At 37.8% G+C, this 19,446-nt stretch carries 12 protein-coding genes; 6 read left to right on the top strand and 6 right to left on the bottom strand.

Annotation, left to right across the window (positions count from 1 at the left end):
* Window positions 1-22: 22 nt before the first annotated feature.
* Window positions 23-745 (bottom strand): LytR/AlgR family response regulator transcription factor, encoded by a 723-nt coding sequence (locus G4420_RS15370; RefSeq protein ID WP_163324833.1) that lies wholly within the window; start codon window positions 743-745, stop codon window positions 23-25.
* A gap of 389 nt (window positions 746-1,134) precedes the next feature.
* On the opposite strand from G4420_RS15370, the gene G4420_RS15365 reads away from it, so the two are divergent.
* Window positions 1,135-1,287, top strand: a complete 153-nt coding sequence (locus G4420_RS15365) for a hypothetical protein (protein ID WP_163324832.1) — start codon at window positions 1,135-1,137, stop codon at window positions 1,285-1,287.
* Between the two features lie 116 nt (window positions 1,288-1,403).
* Window positions 1,404-7,514 carry an InlB B-repeat-containing protein gene (locus G4420_RS15360; RefSeq protein WP_163324831.1) on the top strand — a complete coding sequence of 2,037 codons (6,111 nt, stop codon included), beginning with the start codon at window positions 1,404-1,406 and terminating at the stop codon, window positions 7,512-7,514.
* A 169-nt stretch (window positions 7,515-7,683) separates the two neighbouring features.
* Here the strand turns inward: G4420_RS15360 and G4420_RS15355 are convergent, their stop codons facing one another.
* The 3 genes from G4420_RS15355 to G4420_RS15345 form a co-directional block, all read right to left on the bottom strand.
* Entirely contained in the window at window positions 7,684-9,282 is a 1,599-nt protein-coding gene (locus G4420_RS15355; protein ID WP_163324830.1) for a recombinase family protein, read from the bottom strand.
* Window positions 9,283-9,798: 516 nt separating this feature from the next.
* Window positions 9,799-10,938 carry a beta-ketoacyl-ACP synthase III gene (locus G4420_RS15350; RefSeq protein WP_163324829.1) on the bottom strand — a complete coding sequence of 380 codons (1,140 nt, stop codon included), beginning with the start codon at window positions 10,936-10,938 and terminating at the stop codon, window positions 9,799-9,801.
* A 66-nt stretch (window positions 10,939-11,004) separates the two neighbouring features.
* Window positions 11,005-11,598, bottom strand: coding sequence for a TetR/AcrR family transcriptional regulator (locus G4420_RS15345; protein WP_163324828.1), 594 nt, complete (start codon window positions 11,596-11,598; stop codon window positions 11,005-11,007).
* A gap of 380 nt (window positions 11,599-11,978) precedes the next feature.
* Here G4420_RS15345 and G4420_RS15340 point away from each other — a divergent pair, with 380 nt between their 5' ends.
* The 4 genes from G4420_RS15340 to G4420_RS15325 all read left to right on the top strand — a co-directional run bounded on the left by G4420_RS15340 (window position 11,979) and on the right by G4420_RS15325 (window position 15,404).
* Window positions 11,979-12,536: a UpxY family transcription antiterminator gene (locus G4420_RS15340; protein ID WP_163324827.1), complete on the top strand. Its 558-nt coding sequence runs from the start codon at window positions 11,979-11,981 to the stop codon at window positions 12,534-12,536.
* Window positions 12,537-12,668: 132 nt separating this feature from the next.
* Complete coding sequence (locus tag G4420_RS15335; RefSeq protein WP_163324826.1) at window positions 12,669-13,280, top strand: Crp/Fnr family transcriptional regulator; 612 nt, start codon at window positions 12,669-12,671, stop codon at window positions 13,278-13,280.
* Window positions 13,281-13,586: 306 nt separating this feature from the next.
* On the top strand, window positions 13,587-15,119 hold the full coding sequence (locus tag G4420_RS15330) for a DoxX family protein (RefSeq protein ID WP_163324825.1): 1,533 nt from the start codon (window positions 13,587-13,589) through the stop codon (window positions 15,117-15,119).
* A 15-nt stretch (window positions 15,120-15,134) separates the two neighbouring features.
* Window positions 15,135-15,404, top strand: a complete 270-nt coding sequence (locus G4420_RS15325) for a DUF6520 family protein (protein ID WP_163324824.1) — start codon at window positions 15,135-15,137, stop codon at window positions 15,402-15,404.
* A gap of 145 nt (window positions 15,405-15,549) precedes the next feature.
* Here G4420_RS15325 and G4420_RS15320 read toward each other — a convergent pair whose 3' ends face one another.
* Window positions 15,550-18,066 carry an alpha/beta hydrolase family protein gene (locus G4420_RS15320; RefSeq protein ID WP_163324823.1) on the bottom strand — a complete coding sequence of 839 codons (2,517 nt, stop codon included), beginning with the start codon at window positions 18,064-18,066 and terminating at the stop codon, window positions 15,550-15,552.
* A gap of 3 nt (window positions 18,067-18,069) precedes the next feature.
* The gene (locus G4420_RS15315; RefSeq protein ID WP_163324822.1) at window positions 18,070-19,440 is read right to left on the bottom strand and encodes a RagB/SusD family nutrient uptake outer membrane protein; all 1,371 of its coding nucleotides are present in this window, start codon (window positions 19,438-19,440) and stop codon (window positions 18,070-18,072) included.
* Window positions 19,441-19,446: the final 6 nt, after the last annotated feature.

The raw sequence follows: 19,446 nt of genomic DNA, 5'->3' as shown, positions 1-19,446 counted from the left end.
TGATGACTGTGAATATGACTGGTTAACTTAATTCCTGCTTCAGGTCCTTCATCCTAACACTAACCTCCAGTTGGTATTCCTCTCCGTTGTTTGAAACAATACAGTATTTTTTGCAAAAATTCATAAAGCTTAGGTATTGTTTGTTGATGACATGTTTGCGGCTGATGCGTATAAAATCTGCTTCGGCGAAAAGTGCATGTATTTTCCCCAGGTTGATGCTTGATAACAACTTACGTCCATCTTTCAATACAAGATAAGTGTAGTTGCTGTCGGCTTCAAGGTATAACACTTCGTCAATCGCTACATAATGATGACCTTCAGTTGTTTTTAAAAGAATACGCCTATTGTCTTCCGTTTCATTTGCTGGTTGTTGCAATTGAAAAGCTGCCATTAATTTATGGACCACCCGGCGTAAATCAGACTTGTCTATGGGCTTGCAAATAAAATCGAAAGCATTGTTTTGCAAGGCTTCCAATGCATAATCTTTATAGGCTGTCACAAAAACAACTTTGGTTTGCGGCACATATTTATTTACTTGTTCCAATAGCTCAATGCCGGAAATTTCCGGCATTTCAATATCACAAAACACTATGGATGGCTGCTCTATCATCAGGGCATCCAAGGCCTCGTAAGCATCAGTAAAAGTTTTTATCACATGAATAGCTGGATGCGAAATCAACAGGTTCTCTAACAATCTCCCGGCATCGGGTTCGTCATCAATAATAAATGTGCTGTAAATGGACATTAGCGGACACTTTTAATTGGGCAATTTGGTTTTTAATCTTTTTGTTTTATAGGCGAATTTAGGTATCACACATTGTTGCTGGGTATTTAAGAAATACAATTTGTATTTTCTTATTCGCAATATAAGCATTTCGATTTTTATTCTGTAATAGCTTGTTTGTGAAATAATGATGTTTAATCATAAAAAGATGTGTCTCAATAAATCTATCTAAGCATTTAATCTTGAATAAAATAATATGATCCCTAAATTTTGGATTTTGCTCGTTCTTATGAACAGTAGTTTTAATCATAAAAAAGCGTGGTCCAATAAGCGTTAAGCTTTATTTGGCGATACTTAACTTCTCACTGTTATTTTTAAAGAAAATATGAAACAACCAAAACCAAACTTTTATGGCACCATACACGAATACAGTAAACATGAATTCACTCAGCCCTTATTTTGATAACCACCCCATGGAAAGCGGTACACAATATTACGCCTGCTTAATCCTCGGCGATAACGAGGCTGGAATGCAAAGTGATATTGTGGCCACTAAGGTTTAGGCGTTGACCTGACCGTAAAAACCTGCAAGGTTATACAGCCTTGCAGGTTTTTTTGTTAACCCTAAAGCACCAGATTAATAATAAAAAATAAATGTTTAACTAAAATATGTTGTGGTATGAAAAGAGCTTTACTAATTATGTTTCTGATAAATGTATTTATTTGTAATAATACTTTATCACAAGAAGTTTCAAAAACTGAAATTAGTAACATTGCTAATAAGCTTTCTCAAAAGTCTTATTTCCAGCAAAACAAGCTAAAAAGCGGACAAACAGTTAATATTGAAAGAATGGATTCAATTGTTGTCGATGGAACAACAATTGGATATATGGTTTATTACTCTCCCGAAGGTTTCTCTCTAATCCCGAAATTTAGAGAACTAACGCCTGAGTTTGCATTCTCTGGAGAAGGGGATTTTAGCAGTAATGCCGATAACTTTATTGTTGATTTTTTATCTAATGAATTAAAACTTAGATATAAAGCGTTAAAAGACAATAAGATTCCACAATCTAGAATTGAAAAAAATAAAACAAAGTGGAATGATTTATCTTTAAAAAATGCGACAATTGATGAATCATATCAGATACCATTATTAGGCAGCAGTACAACAGGTGGATTAATCCAAACGTCATGGTACCAAAGCGGGATTTTCAATGATTATTGTCCAAATCCTGAGGACCAAGAAGAAGAGGCAGTCGTTGGATGTGCTGCGACTGCAATGGCTCAGGTTGTGAATTACTGGGGAGAGATTACAGGAAATCCAATGAGCGTATCTTTTTCATCAGAAGACAACTATACAACTAGGACAAATGAATGGTTTGTGAATGCTGTTGATGCATCAATATCAAATTTGAGTTATCCACTGTCGACAGTTGATCAGGGAAGACTGAGTTATGCTTGTGGCGTTTCATTACAAATGAATTACACATATACTGGATCAGGAGCTCACTTTCGCTCAACAGCTTTAACTGATAAATTTAGGTTTACAAATGCAGAAAGATTAAATTATGATGGCACTTTCGCATCTAAATTAAGATCGAATATCGAAAATGGGATGCCCTGCCTGTTAGCCATTTACAAAGATGACGGTAGTGGGCACGGTGTAATTTGTGATGGATTTCTTACGGAGAACGGTAGCACAAGATTTCATTTTAACTATGGTTGGAAGGATGGACCATATGCAAAGGAGGGTAGTGAATACTTTTATGAAATACCTGATGGTCTACCTGCTAATTATACTTCAATATCATATGGTATAGTCGACATTTTTATTAAAGGCGGTGGCAGTATTGACAAGATAGAATGTGATAATATTTATTCTGAAAAATCGAATACATTAAAAGTTAATGTATCAGTGGTTAATGGGGATAATTATTATGTGGGAATCTGGAACCAAAATGAAACCGATAAACCTCTTTGGGAATGGGAGCAAGATTATTCATCTGCAAACCTTAATATTGGTTCAGAATGTGTTTTTATCGATTCGCAAAAAGAAAACATTTTTACATTCGATTTTGTTCCAACTTCAGAGTCACAAGTATGCAATATCTATTTATATCGGGAAACATTATCAGGAGTTTATACTATTATTGATAAGAAAGAAGTGAATTTGAACGTAATTATTGATAATGATCCCCCCGTTGTAACTCAAACCAATTTTACATCTGATATCACTACTGATATAAACCTCATATTTAGTGAGAAGATGGATATTAATACTGTGACGAGTGCAAACATCAATTTGGTTGGTTCAAATTCCGGGATACATACATTTGGCTTAAAATATAGTGATAGTAGTAACCTGATGACTTTAGAACCTGTGATTGATTTTGACTATAATGAAGATATAATAGTTACCCTATCCACCGGGATAAAAGATATGGCAGGCAACAGTCTTGACGGTGACAATAATGGAACTGAAGGCCCAAACTATACTTTAACCTTCACTACTGATGATGGCAATAATTCTTTAACCGAGGGAGAAGTAAATAATGAAACAGGAACCACAAAAGATGATTTTCAGTTTTCCGTAATTTATGCTGATGAGTCAGGATTGTCTCCACAACAAGTTAATGCAGTAATAGAAGGAATATCCTATGCGATGAGCGGATCTGGCGACTCTCCATCTTCCGGCGAAACATATACATATACAAAGAATTTCAGTAGTATGGGAGATTATGATTTTCATTTTGAAGCAATATCCAATTCTGGAGGGCAACTCAGATTTCCTGCATCCGGAGAATTAAAAGTTAATGTTAACGAAAGTGTCAACGGATGGGATATGGTTACAAATGAAATTAGTGCCACTCCAAAATACATGCTTGATGCACAAAATGTGAGTGTTTCTGTAGAGTACGTTAACATGTCAGACTCGCAGGACAAAATTTATTATAATCTCCCTTACAAATTTGAGATGTTTTCACCTAATGGAGATTTGGAAGATTCAGAATCAGGAACTATAGCGCAATGTCCTAAAGGATCAATACTAACGAAATCCGTAACTTTGACTCCAAATAACATTGATGGTTCACATCAAATAGTTTTTACGGTTTATCCGGATAAAGATGTAGATAATACTAACAATTCAAAGTCAATACCTGTAATTATTGGTGCCGATGGCCCAACACGTGAGTATTACGTCAAGTCAGAATGGAGAGAGGTTAAAATGGATGCCGAGAACCAATCTGTAACCTTTGAGGGTCATACATACACCATACAATACATCGGAAATGGAAAAATTGAAATAAGTCAGGATGGAGGTTCACAAAAAGATATAGATACAGAAGATTTTAGAGAGTACAATAGCTATACAGATGTACTTATTTGTGAATATATAAATACGGTGGGAGATGCTGCTGCATGGGTGAGCTTTGGCAGTTCAGAAAGTGGTGTTGTTGAATACACTTCAACAAATGTGTCAGGATATCCGGGAGAAAGTGTATTTTTTACTGGAACATGTAACGGAACAACATTTAATACGTGGAGTCCTAATATTTACCGAAATGTCGAAATAGATGATTGGTATAAAGATGTAGATTTATTCAATAGTAATAAAACAGCTGAATACGAATTTGAAATTCCAAATAATACACCAGCAGGGGTTTATGAGTTTTATATGGGTGCCGAGCTATCAGGTGGTGATTACTTTTTACGTATGTTATCTATTACTGTACTAGATCCTCTTCCATCAATTACTTCTCTTTCAGAAAACTCATTTTGTGGAAATGATATAATAACAATCAATGGAACCAATTTTGGAACGCAACAAGGCACAATTAAATTTAATAGCCTGTCTTCCTCAACTATAAATAGTTGGTCAAATACAAGTATTCAATGCACAGTACCTTCTGGAATTGAAGCTGGAAATATTTATGTAATTAATAGTGCCGGTACAAGTAATGGTTTTTCTTTTAGCATTGGAACTATGGATTCACCGGAGAATATTCTGGCAAGTGACGGAACCTATTGTGATAGAGTAAACATATCCTGGGATGCTTTAAGCAGTGCCTACGGTTATAATGTTTATCGAAATAATGAAATAATTGCAAGTAATATTGCTTCAACAAGTTTTGATGATTATGATGCAAACTCAACTTCTTCATCTTATTCTGTTTCTGCAATAGGAGACTGTGGCGAAAGCAATAGAATTTATGATGCAGGTTATAAAACTCCAAAATCCCAAGCTCCTACATACGTTGTAGCCAGTGACGGAACATACTGTGATAAGGTAAATATCAGTTGGAATGATGTTTACGGAGCTGTGTCGTACAATGTCTACCGGGGAAACATAAAAATTGGTAATGAAATTACGCAAACAAATTTTGAAGATATTGATGCCCCAACAGTACAGACAGAATATTATGTAACAACGAATGGCAACTGTGGAGAAAGTGATAAAACAAGTGATTCAGGATTTAGAGCACCTGAAATTTCTGCACCTAACAACGTACAGGCAAGTGATGGTATCTATTGTGATAAAGTAAGAATAACATGGGATGAATTCTCTGAAGCAACATCATATAATATTTATAAAGATGATAATATGATTGCATCAAATATTGTCAATACAACATATGATTATTATGATGCAACTTCAAATGTTGCAACTTATTCAGTATCCGCGAATGGATTTTGTGGAGAAAGTAGCAAAGCAAGTGATACCGGAAATAAGTGTATTATTAACCTTCCTGACGTAGCTATTATTAGTACTTCTATATCTGATGCTAGTTGCAATTCATCCTCTGATGGTGAAATAACAATAAACTATTCTGTAATATTAGAAAATGGAAATATTTTTGATAAAGGAGTTTGCTGGAGTGAGTCTGGGAATCCATCAATTGATGGTAATTTTGTAAGTCAGGGAGCTGGTGAAGGAATATTTGAGGCGATAATTGAAAATCTTGAAGCAGGAACCTATAATGTCTGTTCATATGCTGAAAATGAAGCCGGAATTGAGTATAGCCAGGTAGAAGAAGTACATATATCTGAACCTGATTTAGTTCAACTAATAAATTATTCAATAAGTCAGACTTCAAATTCATTCACACTCTCCAATATTGAAATTTCCGGAGGTATTGCGCCATACCAACTTAAAGTAGTTGGTACTCCTGATGCAAGTTCATTTAATCAGGGGGATGCAATTGAGACTTCTCCATTAATATATGATGGCTTAGATGCCGAGACCACCTACAATTTACAATTTCAGATAACGGATGCTAATGGATGTACTATTGTTGAAGAAGGAATACAAGTTGTAACTGATTCAAATATTACTGATCCTGAGATTGAATTAAAACTATATCGAATATCAGATACTTCAGGAGGATCCAATACTTCTAATCCGGGAACCATAAAATCTGAATTTCAACCAGGTGAAACAGCTCGTATTACTTTCTCAGTTAGTAATTCAGGAGGCGCAATCTTGCCTTTGGGTGTCCTTAATTTATTTAACAAATCGGGTGATGTTATTTACGATACACATCAGGTTGATGCAGATAATTCATACTCCATAGCCATTGATACACAGTCGGGTACAGTTTATATGAGTTTTGACTGGACTGTTCCGGCAAATTTGGAAACTGGAAATATCTCTGTTGGTGCCGCCATCCGTGATCAGAATAATTGGGAAACGATTTACGATGAAACGTCATCGGGGCCGAATACTATAGATTTTTCTGCGGGGTGGATATTAGAAGATCAACTATCTGTAATTGCCAGAACGTATACTATAACTTTTGTTGATTGGAATGGCACTGTTTTGAAAACAGAAGAGGTAGCAGAAAATGGTTCGGCCACTGCACCAGCTAACCCAACACGCGATGGCTACACCTTTACTGGCTGGGATGTACCTTTTGATAATATCACTTCCGATTTAACAGTTACTGCTCAATACTCGCAAAATGTAACAATGTATACTGTAAGCTTTGTTGATTGGAATGGCACAGAATTACATTCCCAAACAGTTGCAGAGAATGGTTCTGCAACTGCACCAGCTGACCCAACACGCGAGGGTTACACCTTTACCGGTTGGAATGTAACTTTCGACAATATTACTTCAGATCTGACTGTAACAGCTCAGTACACAGCTAATCCTATTACTTATACTGTGACCTTCGTAGATTGGGATAACAACGTTCTGAAAACAGATGAAGTAACAGAAAATAGTTCGGCAACAGCACCCGATAATCCAACACGGGATGGTTATTCCTTTACGGGCTGGGATGTAGCTTTCAATAATATTACTTCGGATTTAACAGTTACTGCTCTGTACTTGCCTATATATACAGTGACCTTTGTTAATGGGGATAGTACAGTAATAAAAATGGAAGAAGTTGCTGAAAATGGTTCGGCAACTGCCCCGGCTGATCCGACATTAGAAGGGCGTTCCTTCTTAGGGTGGGATGTTCCTTTTGACAATATTACCTCTGACTTAACAATTACTGCTTTATATGATCCTCCTGTCTCTGTGGAAGAGTTAATGTTGGGCGAATGTAACCTATATCCAAATCCAAGCGAAGGTGAGCTAAATATTGAATTTAATAAATTACCGTTAGAGGAGATCAAAGTAACAGTTTTATCCATCGATGGAACAAAAGTACTTCAAAAGACCTATCAGCCAACCGATAAAATAGTTATCGATATGTCGGAGCATGTTAGTGGTATGTATTTAGTAAAGGTCAGTACTTTTAACACACAGGAGATAAAAAAGCTTATTCTAAATAAAAATTAAATCATCGAACGAATATTAATTCGTAAACATTCACATTCAAACTCCCCTTTGTTTTCATCGGGGAGTTTTTTATTTTTATGGAGAAGTTCTAATACATGATGCAAACAAAAGGTGTAGAATTCGGGAGTTGAAGAAAACGAATCACTCTATCACATTGACTATATGGACATTAAAAAACAAGTTCAAGCCCAGGTGGGCCCACCCAATTGGGGATTTTGTTAAAAATAACAGAATCCCTTTTTTTATGACCATTCAAATCCCTTGATATCTCTGGGATTAGAGAAAAGAATCCATTTATTCTGGTGGTTCGATATTGGTCTTTTTCTCGATTATAGACAATTCCTTCAGGAAACAACAATTTTTGGAATATACGCTTTCCGTATAAATCTGAATTATCCCACAATTCCAAGGGATTCAGGCATATTCTAACAGCAAAATCGATCACCTTTTTCAGGTTCGATGAATAACTACCTGTCTTGCTTAATTCTTGCTCAATTTCGAAATGTTCTTTTTCATATTTTGGCCTGAACCGCTCATATAAGTCACGATGGATTTCACCGATTACAAAACGTTCGTCCATTGTTTCCATCTTCCGTTCTATTTCCCTTAAACGACTCTTTAAAGTCTTTATCTCTTCTGTAGCAGATTTAAAGAAACCGGCCATTTGTTCTTCAAGCTGAACTCTGATAAGAACCATTTCCTCCTGCCCTATCTGAAAATTCTTAAGTAGGTCTCTAAAAAGCTCATGCATAACCTTGGCGCTTCGATTTGAGCCACACCCTTTTGTGTTGCACTTATAGTAATACAACGATTTCTTCTTCACCAAGTAACCTGTCATTGTGTTTCCACACTTGTCACACTTTGTAAATATTTTTAGTGGCAGATTCTCATTCTCGTGTTTATAAATAAAACCATGCACTCTCTTTTCTTGCTTTATATTATTCACGGTTAAAAACAATTCTTTTGTAACAAGTGACTCGTGCATGCCTTGAATTACTTCCCCGGGAATTAGTTTGCTTGTAATTAAACCACAATAGAAAGGGTTGGTAAATAGATTATTTATATGTTTTTCCGATAGTTTTACACCTATCTTCTTCATGCGCCTTACAATTTCAGCATTTGACAACTCCTCATAAGCTTTCCATTCAAATGCCTTTTTTAGAAGTTTCCCTTCTTCATCAACCACCAATTTTCTCTCAGTTGCCTTGCCTTTATTCAAATCTTTGTACCCTCTTGGAGGAGCCCACACCCAATAACCCTTCATCAGAAGCTCTTTCATTGCTGTTACAACTTTATCACGCCTGAGTTCATTATCCATTTGCCCAAACAGGAAAAGTATTTTTTGTTGGAAAGAGCCAGATGGTGTTGTTGGATCAAGCTCCTGTGTGGTTGCCAAAGTTATTACTCCATACTTTTTAAGTAATTCATCGGCAATCGATGCACCATTGATTCCTGAACGTGAAAATCTTTCATAGGAATAAACAATTACATAGCTGACATTTTTAGACCTCTTTACAAAGGTTAGCATCCTATTGAATTCCTTCCTGTCATCCGTTTTTGCCGATTCGTACGTACCACCGAAATAACCAACCACACTTAAACCTCGTTTGCTCGCGTACATCTCGCAATATCTTTTTTGTGAGCCAAGGCTGGTATTATCTTCTTGATCTGCTGATGATACACGGGTGTAAATTACAGCGTTGTTTCCCTCCTCAAATTTCTTTGGGGTTTGTGGAGCAAATTGTTTGAACAGACTTAAATCATTCATGGCTTGAAGAATTTTCTTGGAAAGGGATGATAATCCTTGGAAATTGCGAAAACACCCAATACTAATGCAGTTATTTTTTCAACATAAAGGCTTTCAAAATCATCAAAGCAATCGTTTCCGAATCTTTAATAAGCTTTTCATAATCGGAAAATGTCAAATCTCTGTATTTAGGAATAGAACGTATTTTCTCCAATGAGAGTCTCTTTTTGACTCTTTCTGTGGCTTCTTCAATACTTCTATTTTCGTTTTCCCGCATAGTTTAATATGACCATTTAACATCATGGTTATTGAGTCATATCAAACGTATACAATTTCGCACAAGACTTAAAGAGCTGTGCTTTTATGTCCGTCTGAGGCCTTATGTGTCTTTAATTGTTCTAAAAATTCCATTGTTACGCTTTTACTACAATATGTATTTCACAGGAACGTATGGAAAATAACTATTGAATAAAACTATTAATGTTTTTGTGTTTCTAACTTTAGTTTCAAATAATGTTCGTCTTTTATATTTCGCAATTATTTAACGGTCAACAAAACCGTACCATAAGAAAAACGTCCACTTTCAGGGACCAAGAGTAAGATCTTGTCATTTTCTTTAAGTTTCCCTGAGTTTGACAAATCATCAAGTGCTGCAAAAATAGAAGCAGAGGCAATATTCCCAATTTCAGTAAGATTGGTGAACCATTTGTTCGTCCCTAAATCTAAACCTCTGGCCTCTATTCCCTCGGCAAGCTTACCATAAAAGAACATAGATGAAACATGAGGGATGACATAGTCGACGTCATTTGGATCAAGGCTATATTTTTCCAGACAATATTCCAGATGGTCTACCCAGTAACGGATAATATTTGGTTTTAACAAGCGAATATCCTGCTTTACTGTCATTACGGAACGATTGACAAGTTCCCGGCTTTCAAATTCCTTCCAGCTGGTGAGTTCTCCATCTTCACGAAGTTCTGCTCCCATAAACATACAGGTTGGAAGTTCATTGGCATAGGAAGTCATTTCAACCCATTCAACTTTAAATGAAATTCCATTATCGTTCTTTTTGTCAGAGAGTAATACCGAACTGGCACCATCACTAAGCATAAAGCGCAGAAAATCCTTTTCAAATGCCATATACGGATCTTTTCCTACCTTCGAACAATGTTCATACTCTTCTTCATAGTTTTTTGATAACAATGTAGGAGAAGCGAGCTCCGAAGTTGAACAGACTGCTTTAGAAGAAACTCCAGACAATACAGACAGATAGGCCGTTTTAAAAGCCTGAAGGCAAGTAAGACATACCCCGGATGCTGAATACAATTCCATCGGCCTGTTTTTCATCAGTCCGTGAACCATGGATGCATGGGATGGCAACAACTGATCAGGATTACCAGTGGCACATGCCAATACATCAATATCCTCCGGAATTCTCTCATCAGGAAATAATTTCTTTATGGAACGGAATGCCAGCTCTGCATTGGTATGGGTAATTTTTTGCTTTTTATCCAAAGCATAGTACCTGGATTTTATTCCATTTTGTTTCAATACAATACGCCTTACTCTTGACGGTTTTTCATTAATTAAGCCCAGATATTGTTCCATATCTTCATTTTCGACGGGTGAATTGGGCAAAAATTTGCTGACGGATAAGATGTAAACATTTTTATTCATAACAATAAATTATAATGGTTGGTATGTAAAAGTAAGTAAAATTTACATACAATTGTTATGAATGAGTTAGGATTTTAATTTTATTTGCTGGTAAATGGTTTGATAAAGCGTAAATAATTCTTCTGTATTTAGCCCGTATAAAAGGCATCTGTCGAATGCGAGACCCAGAAAACAACTTCGAAAAAGAGTTGCATAATGCTTGGTATCTACTGCCTTTATTTCTTTATTCTGTATTGCTCTGGATATCACTTTTTCCCACATGTTGGTCTCCTCAATTGAGTTACGTGTCATAATCTCAGAAAAGTTTGGATAGATTCGAGCTGCCTGGAGATACAGGGAAAAATAATGCTTGTAAATATTGACTACAGAAATGGATAACATCTTCGACATAGTGGTATTTATTCCACTGATATATAGCTTAATAAACTGTTCAAGAGAAATATTGTCTTCGAATTTGAATTTCACAGAAGGATCCTGCGTTTTAATCAGGTAGGTATCTATTACCTCGTTAAATATTTCTTCTTTATTTTTAAAAAAATAGAATATTGCTCCCCTTGTTTTCCCGATTGCATTTTCCAAATCAGAAATACTTACTTTTTCATAATTATTATTCAGAAATAATTTAAAAGCCTCTTCAATAATTCTTTCTTTTGTTGTCATAACACTGTAGATCTAATGCTAACAAACTTACGTAAAAAGCATGATTAAGCAAATGAAAGAATCATTTTTATGATCGAAAATAACATATGGTATCGCTAACCATTTTTTTGTTTGGATTATTTTTTCATATATTTACATACCGCATATATGGTATTTTATTGGACGCTATACATACATTATTTGTGCTAAGCGACGTGCCTTTGGCATGCTCGGCAACTGCAAATGTTAGTAAAGATGACTTCCTGAAAAAGTTATAATTATATGAAAGAACAACCAGATAGACTCTAGCTATACGACAGGATTATTAACCAATATTTATTTGGTTGTATAGTATAATTCACAGAAAAAGGGTGCTTAATATACACCATTAAATCTATACCATGCCAGACAGAATTATTCATATGAGAGGAGGGGCACAATTTCATGAAACGCAGAATGATTTCACGAAAAAAGCATGGCATGTATTTTATCTTCGTCCACGTAATGAAAGAATTGCAACCCGGCTAATTTCGAATCATGGCTATGAAGTATTTTGTCCTGCAATTCCCAAATCAAGACTGTGGAAAAACAGACAACGAAAAAAGATCTGGTTCCCGCTATTCCCTAATTACTTATTTGTCTTTACTTATCACCATGAAATATATACCATTCGAAGAATATCTCAGGTTGTAAACTTTGTTTCTTTTGCCGGTAAACCATCCACAATAACGGAAAAGGAGGTAGATGGAATACGGAAAATGTTGGAATTAGGGAGTGTGATTACAGTCGAAAATCAATTCTCCAGCGGAGAACATGTACGAATCGTTTCTGGTCCCTTAAAAGGGCATGAAGGAATCCTGATTAAAAGACGTAATAACAGCCGTTTTGGAATTCGCCTGAAAGCGATCAACCATGCGGTATTTATCGATATAGGCAAAGCAGATCTGGAAAAGCTTTAAGTATAACAAAGATTAAAAACTTTAGGCCAGGATCTGAGCAATAAAGTCGTCGTGATAAAGATTACACCTGCTCCATTAAATGGAGACTTTAATTTTTTAAGATTTTGACCCGAACTCATTACAAGCTTAGCTATGGAAAAACACAGTTTATATGATGTCATTTTTAAAATGAGACCCTTGCCCAAAAAACTTACAGAACGATCCTATGTTGATGCGCTGGTTGCAGCCATTGAAGAACGTTTAACCATAACCGAGCACAGATACCGGTCATTGTTACTTAATGCCGGGCATCGGTCAGATTATATGTATTTTGTGGAGAAAGGCATTGCCCGGTGCTTTTCATTTGACGATCGTAGCGGAAGGGAACTTACTTCCATTCTTTGGAAAGAACAGAGTATTGTTTGTGATCCGGTGAGTTTTTTTCAGCGCAAGACATCAGAGGTTAATATTGAAGTGATGCCGGGAAGTTTATTGCTTTCGATCTCTCATCCCCAATTGCAGGACATATTTCATGAGTTCCCGGAAGCGAGTGTTTTTGAACGTTGTGTTTCCCTTCAGTATGTTTACTTTTTTGCCCAAAGATCCCGGCAATTAGCGGTGAACTCTCCATGGGAAAGGTACCTGCACTTATTAGCATCACATCCGGATATCGAATTAAAAGTATCGAAGGATATCATAGCATCTTATTTGAACATAGCCCCACAGTCACTTAGTAGAATGCTTCGAAAGAAAGGGCATCCCTGATTGTTCAGAAGTTCTGATTTCATCATATAGGATGATCAGTTGCAATTATGCACATTTTGAATTGTGATTCTTTAAGAGTGCCCCATCATTCGGTTAAGATTTTTTTTGATCCGGGTTCGTTCATTTGTTAATACAGGTTCAGACGAATGACCCGGCTCAACTGTACCTTTGTAAATGTATTGAGGCAAAAACATGACCTCAAATATTTAACGGGAGAACGGTAATATACATCAACCACTAGTTGTTCAATAACCTGAAGATTACATTCTCCCGCAGACAGACCTTTAAAACAAACATTTATAAGCTATGAAAAAGCTCCTGACAAAACACTTTTCAATTCTGGTTCCGGTCACCTCCCATTTGTATATCCTGCTTTTTGTGTATGCCGGATTCAGCAAATTGCTGGACTATGAAAACTTCACCGTACAGTTAGCACAGTCACCATTACTAAGCGCATATGCCGGCGTGGTTGCACCCGTTGTAATATGCATGGAATTCATACTGTCCTTATTATTGATTTTTAGAAAGACTCGTCTAACAGGTCTTTATGGATCATTCTTTCTAATGATCGCTTTTACCATCTATATTTATCTGATCCTGAATTACAGCGATTTTGTTCCCTGCTCGTGTGGAGGTATCATTGAAAAATTGAACTGGACGGAGCACATGATTTTTAATTTTTCTTTCGTAATCCTCGCTCTTCTCGCAATCGCATTTTCAGAAAAAGAGAAGCATACACGAAAACACATGGTACTTTTCAAAATATCCTTGCCATCCTTGCTGGCAGCAGGTGTTGTTGTGGGGCTCTTTTTGTCGTCGGAGCATATCATAAAAAAAGAAAACAACTTTATTCGCCGGTTTGGGCAACATTCTCTTAGAGACGAAAAGGCACTAGATCTGGGAGCAAATTCCTATTATTTTGCAGGAATGGCCTATGGACAGATCTATCTTGGAAATTATACTGCTCCATTAGTTTTAACCAGCGTGGATACCTCTTTGACAACTAAAGTGCAGGCTAAATTAGAGCTTGACAATACTGCCCTTCCATTTCGTTCCATAAGAATACAAATAGAATCTCCTTATTTTTATGTATATGATGGCAATATCCCGATAATATACAGAGGAAAGCTGGGCGATTCGCAAGCTCGGACAATCAGTTTTGAAGACTGTTATTTTTCTCAATTGCAAGTGATAGACTCCATTAATTTTGCTTTCAGGGCACAAAGCCGAAGTACCAAATCCCAGGTATTGGGGAGGCTCAGTCTCAACCGGGAGCCTAAAGTAACCCTCAACTATGGATTGCTGGAAAAACAGATAGACGGAATGTTTGATACAGATGGTAAGTTACTTCGTGATAACAGCACTGACGAACTGGCTTACATCTATAGCTACCGTAACGAAATTCTGGTGATCAACAAGGAACTACAACTTCTGCAAAAACTTCATACCATTGATACCATATCTCATGCTCAGGTGCAAGTACGAAGGCTATCTGACGGAAGACATAAACTTGATGCACCACCACTACAGGTAAATAAGACATCCGTGCTGTATAAACAAGTGCTGTTTAATGAATCCATGTTAATGGGAAAATTCGAATCCCGAAAGGCATGGCAACAAGCTGCCATTGTTGACATGTACAGTACCGGAAAACAAGAGTATTTGGGCAGTTTCTATATATACCACCGCGGGGAAAACAAAATGTCTCAAATGCTTGCCACAGATAATTATCTATTTGTATTGCGTGGCAGTGAAATCGTGCGCTACCGTTTTGCGCAAGCGGTGACGGCGAATTTCAAAACGGGGGAAGCTGAAAACCCAAAACAGAGTAAGCAATAATTTAATTTTTTAATTATGAAAAATTTAAAAAGCCTTATTTTACCCGCTGCTATTATATTGATAGGAGCCGGTGCCGCTCTTGCAACTAACGTTGCAAAAAATTCGGATGCTAATTCGCAAACCGGATATTATATCGACAGCTCTACGGGAGAATGTCGTCAATCTCCGGAAATGTGTTCCACCACACCTGGGGATTTATGTACCTGGGATGATGGTTCAACTATCCACAGTTTGTTCCAGGCTGATACTGAGTGTTCAGTGTCATTGTACAAGCCTGCGAATTGAGAAAGAAAGGGGATGCCACGTAGGCACCCCCTTCCTCCCATTTTGTAGGAAAAGAATATCTTTCCTTTCTATCATACTTTCCAAAACCTTACAGGCTAAATGTCCTGTATGCTTTTTCCCGTTTCCGACTTTCAACATATGGAGGTCAATTGAGTCTTTTATTAATCCATTCGATATCTGTATTTCCTTTCATAAAGTAATCGAACCAATCCAGAATTCTACTTGTCAGGTCGAATTGTGCCCGGGGTTTTATTAAGCTATGCCCTTCGCCCTCGTAAAATAGCGCCACCACATCTTTTTTGTTCCTGCGCAGGGCATTGTAAAAGGCCATGCTGTGGTCGCTGGTTACATTTTGGTCTTCCAGACCTGACCATAACAACACCGGGGCATTTACCTTGTCGGCCTGATAAATGGGGTTGTTTGCGAGATACAATGCTTTATTCTCCCAAAAAGCTACACCCAGTTTATACATATTGGCTTCTATCCTTACATAATCCGGGAAAAGGAAATTATAATTGAAAGCATTGGCAGCCCAATTAATGTCACTATGCCCTGAGCCGGAAACATAAGCGGCAAAACGGTTGGACCGGGTAGCAATAAAGTCGGTTTCATAACCACCAAAGGAATGACCGGTTAAGCCAATTTTGTTTTTATCGATTAAGGGATTGCCGTCTAAAGCATCCAGAGCATGGTTTACACAATCCAGTGCATCCATACCAGGGCCGTCTTTTCCCTGGATGACAATGTCAGGCAAATACACAAAATAGCCTTTTTCAATAAGTAAACGTATATTAAATCCGAGCCCGTTATAATAAAATGGATACGGATACAGGTTTGAAAGGCTACGCTGTTTCTGATAAATGTGCACCACCATCGGGTATTTTAGGGAAGGATTATAGTTTGCCGGATAATACAAAACACCTTTCATGGGAATACTGTCGCTGTTGGTATAGGAAACAATTTCCTGTTTGAGGGATAAAACTGCTTTGTCGGCCTTATTACTTTGATAAATAACCCGTTTCTTTTTTCCCATTTCTTTATAAACCAGGCGTGGCGGGTGGTTGTAATCCTCTTCGGTATAGCTGAAACGGTTGTACGTGCTATTATAATCAAGGTTTTCTATGCGCTTACCTGTTGGCGCGATAACCGTATCCTGCCTGCCGCTTTGCCACAAAACATAAGTACTCGTATTTTTCTGATAGTTATATAGTTTAAGCAACAAAGCTTGCTCTGCCATAATTATTTTTTCGAAAAAATTAAGTCCCGGCAACGTATTGCGTGATGACCCGTTCAGGATGGTAACCTGACAGCCTTCAAAACTGCCCAATTGTACGGACTCTTCTTTCTCTGTCAGGTTGTAACGTAATAGTCCGCCTTCGCCTTCGAACAGTACAGTGTCAGTGCCTGTTACAAAATAGGGAGTATTTAATTTACTGTTACTGATCGTTCTTTTAGTGCCGGTGGGGATATGATATAAAGACCATGCTTCGTTTTTTTTGTACAAAACATTCCGTCCGTCGGGTGAAGTATATAGATTCCGGGATGTAGTATCCATCAGTGTATAACAATCTTTCTGCCGGTCGTAAACGTTTACCTTATACCGGGGAGGCTGGGGATAGTCTTGAAAGTAAGAAGGGTCAAGACTCAGGAAATAACGGTTACTTCCGATGTTTGCATTTTTAGTAAGTTGATTGTTCCCTATTCGCTGTACCCTTCGTTTTTCAGGCTCCCACACAAAACAACTGTCTCTGTTTGGAAAGAATTTCTGTCTCAGTCCTTTTTCGTTTCCGTACCAGATATCAACCGGTGAGTCGCTTCCTTTTTTGCGTGGCATTCTAAGTTTTAAGAAATAGCTACTACTCTCCGGTATTATTTCAATAGATCCCTTTTGAAAGTTTAAGGGTAAAATTTCTTTTAAAGGGTAAGTTATTTTATTGCTTAAATCCAGGTAAACAATTTCCTGCCAATCATTCTCAGTCACTTGTTCACAGATTATAATCCCTTGTTCTCCCGGGACTGTGACCAAAGAGACAATTTTACGTGTAGTTTCGTACACTTTTTCTGTGGATTCTCCTTTAAACCGAAGGATTTCATACCTGTTTTCTCCATTGTCTGTAATGGTATAAATATGGTTGTTTCCAGTGGGATAAAAACGGGTCACATGATTTGCAGCATTAATCAAATCCCCCCTGTTATTGCGTAGTTCAATCTTGTTGTTGTGTTCCTGGTTGTAATGCAGCAGGAAATTCCCGTGATCGTTTAGGGATTGTATGCTTTTTACACCTTTATAGAAAATACTGGATTGTTTACTCAGGTCAAGCAGCTCGGTTTGCCGTTCATATTGTAACAATAAGTGGTGGTTGTCAACAAACGCCACTTTCCATACGTTTTGCCTGTATCCCGTAATACTGTGTCTCACCGGATCACGGAGGTCGAACAAGATTATTGTATCCTTGTCCATATCTCCTATTTCCCTTACAGGCATCCTACTCCGCTTGCGTGTTGTAAGCCAGTTGCCGTCTTCGGACATTACAGTACCGCTAATGTCATGTGATGCTTCATTAGCAATCCGGGACAGGCTGTCGTGTCTGCTTTGTGCAGTTAATTCCCGGCCTGCCAGAATCAGCAGAACCGGGATTATGAAAAGAATTGCGGTTTTCATGCCTTAGTAACCTGTATTTTGAGGGTTGAGATTAGGATTCAATAATAATTCGTTTTGGGGCAATGGCCATACCTGCATATAATCTTCCCAGTTCGTTTTTACCGCTCTTAATTCATTCAGGTACCCTGTCCGTTTCAGGTCAAGGAAACGGTGTCCAAACTCGGTAAAGAATTCGCGGCGCTTTTCTGCCAACAGTTCATTAATGAAATCCTCGCCAGATAAAGAGGTAAGCGCAGTCAGCCCGGCCCTTTCGCGGATCGCATTCAAATAAGGTAAAGCTTCATTCTGCCGGTTTTGTTTGATCAGCGCTTCGGCCATAATAAAATAGGGCTCTGCCAGGCGAAAAATAACGGAGTATTCATTGTCATTTGACCCGTTATCCTTGTTTTTGTATTTAAACGGCCGGTACCACGATTCACCATCAAAAGATACTTCGGCTATCCATTCCTGTTTGCGCAGGTCGTTATTATCAAAGGAATTAACCAGATCAGGTGCCAGCGTATAAGCGCTGGGGGCCGCATCAGAAAAATAGTAAAAGGAGGCTTCTTCGGTGGCATCTCCATCGTTTTCCGGTTGCAATTGCCAGAGAATATGCTTGCCCGTTTTATGAAATACTTCGTTGATATCCTCCTCAAACTCGTATAAGGGTGATTCTATAATCGTACCTGCTGTTTGTTCGGCAAGTTCCCATTCTTCCCTGAGCAGGTAAATGCGGGCCAGCAGCAGTTGCGCAGCCTTTCGGTTCAGGTGAATACGTTCTGAGTCACGGTATTCATCCTCTAAAAGCGAAGCCGCTTCTGTTACATCGGTTTCCAGTTGTTCCAATACTGCCGTAGCATCTGTTTTAGTTAGATTACGATTGTATTCATAATCCAAACTACTGGTATAAGGAATATCGCCAAAAAACTGTTGCAGATAAAAATAAATGAGGGAACGGATAAGCAGGGCTTCCCCCGTAATTTGATTCTTTTCGGTATCAGAAAGTTTTGTTGAATGTGTCGCCCCATAAATAATGGAATTGGCATAATAGACCTGCCCGTAGGCGGTATTCCATATATTTGAAATAACCGTATTGGTTTCCTGCTGCAGGTTTCGGTATATATCCAGAATCCCGTCCTGGTCATTGGTGTAGCAATCCAATTCGTCGGTATAAGAAGCCATTAAGGTACCGGCGGTATAAAATCCGGCACCTGTAATAACTGATCCGTCGCGTAAATCGGCATATAAACCTGCAAGAGCTGCATTTGCGGTTTCCGGGCTTTCAAATACCTGTTCGGTGCCCAGCTGATTAGTCGGGGCGTCAACATCAACCAATTCATCGCAGGCTGTCAGCAGAAATACACCAAAGCAAAACAATAAATATATATTTTTCATGATTCT

It is taken from the genome of Draconibacterium mangrovi (assembly GCF_010586825.1).
GTDB classification, from domain to species: domain Bacteria; phylum Bacteroidota; class Bacteroidia; order Bacteroidales; family Prolixibacteraceae; genus Draconibacterium; species Draconibacterium mangrovi.
This window is presented reverse-complemented; position numbering and strand designations above follow the sequence as displayed.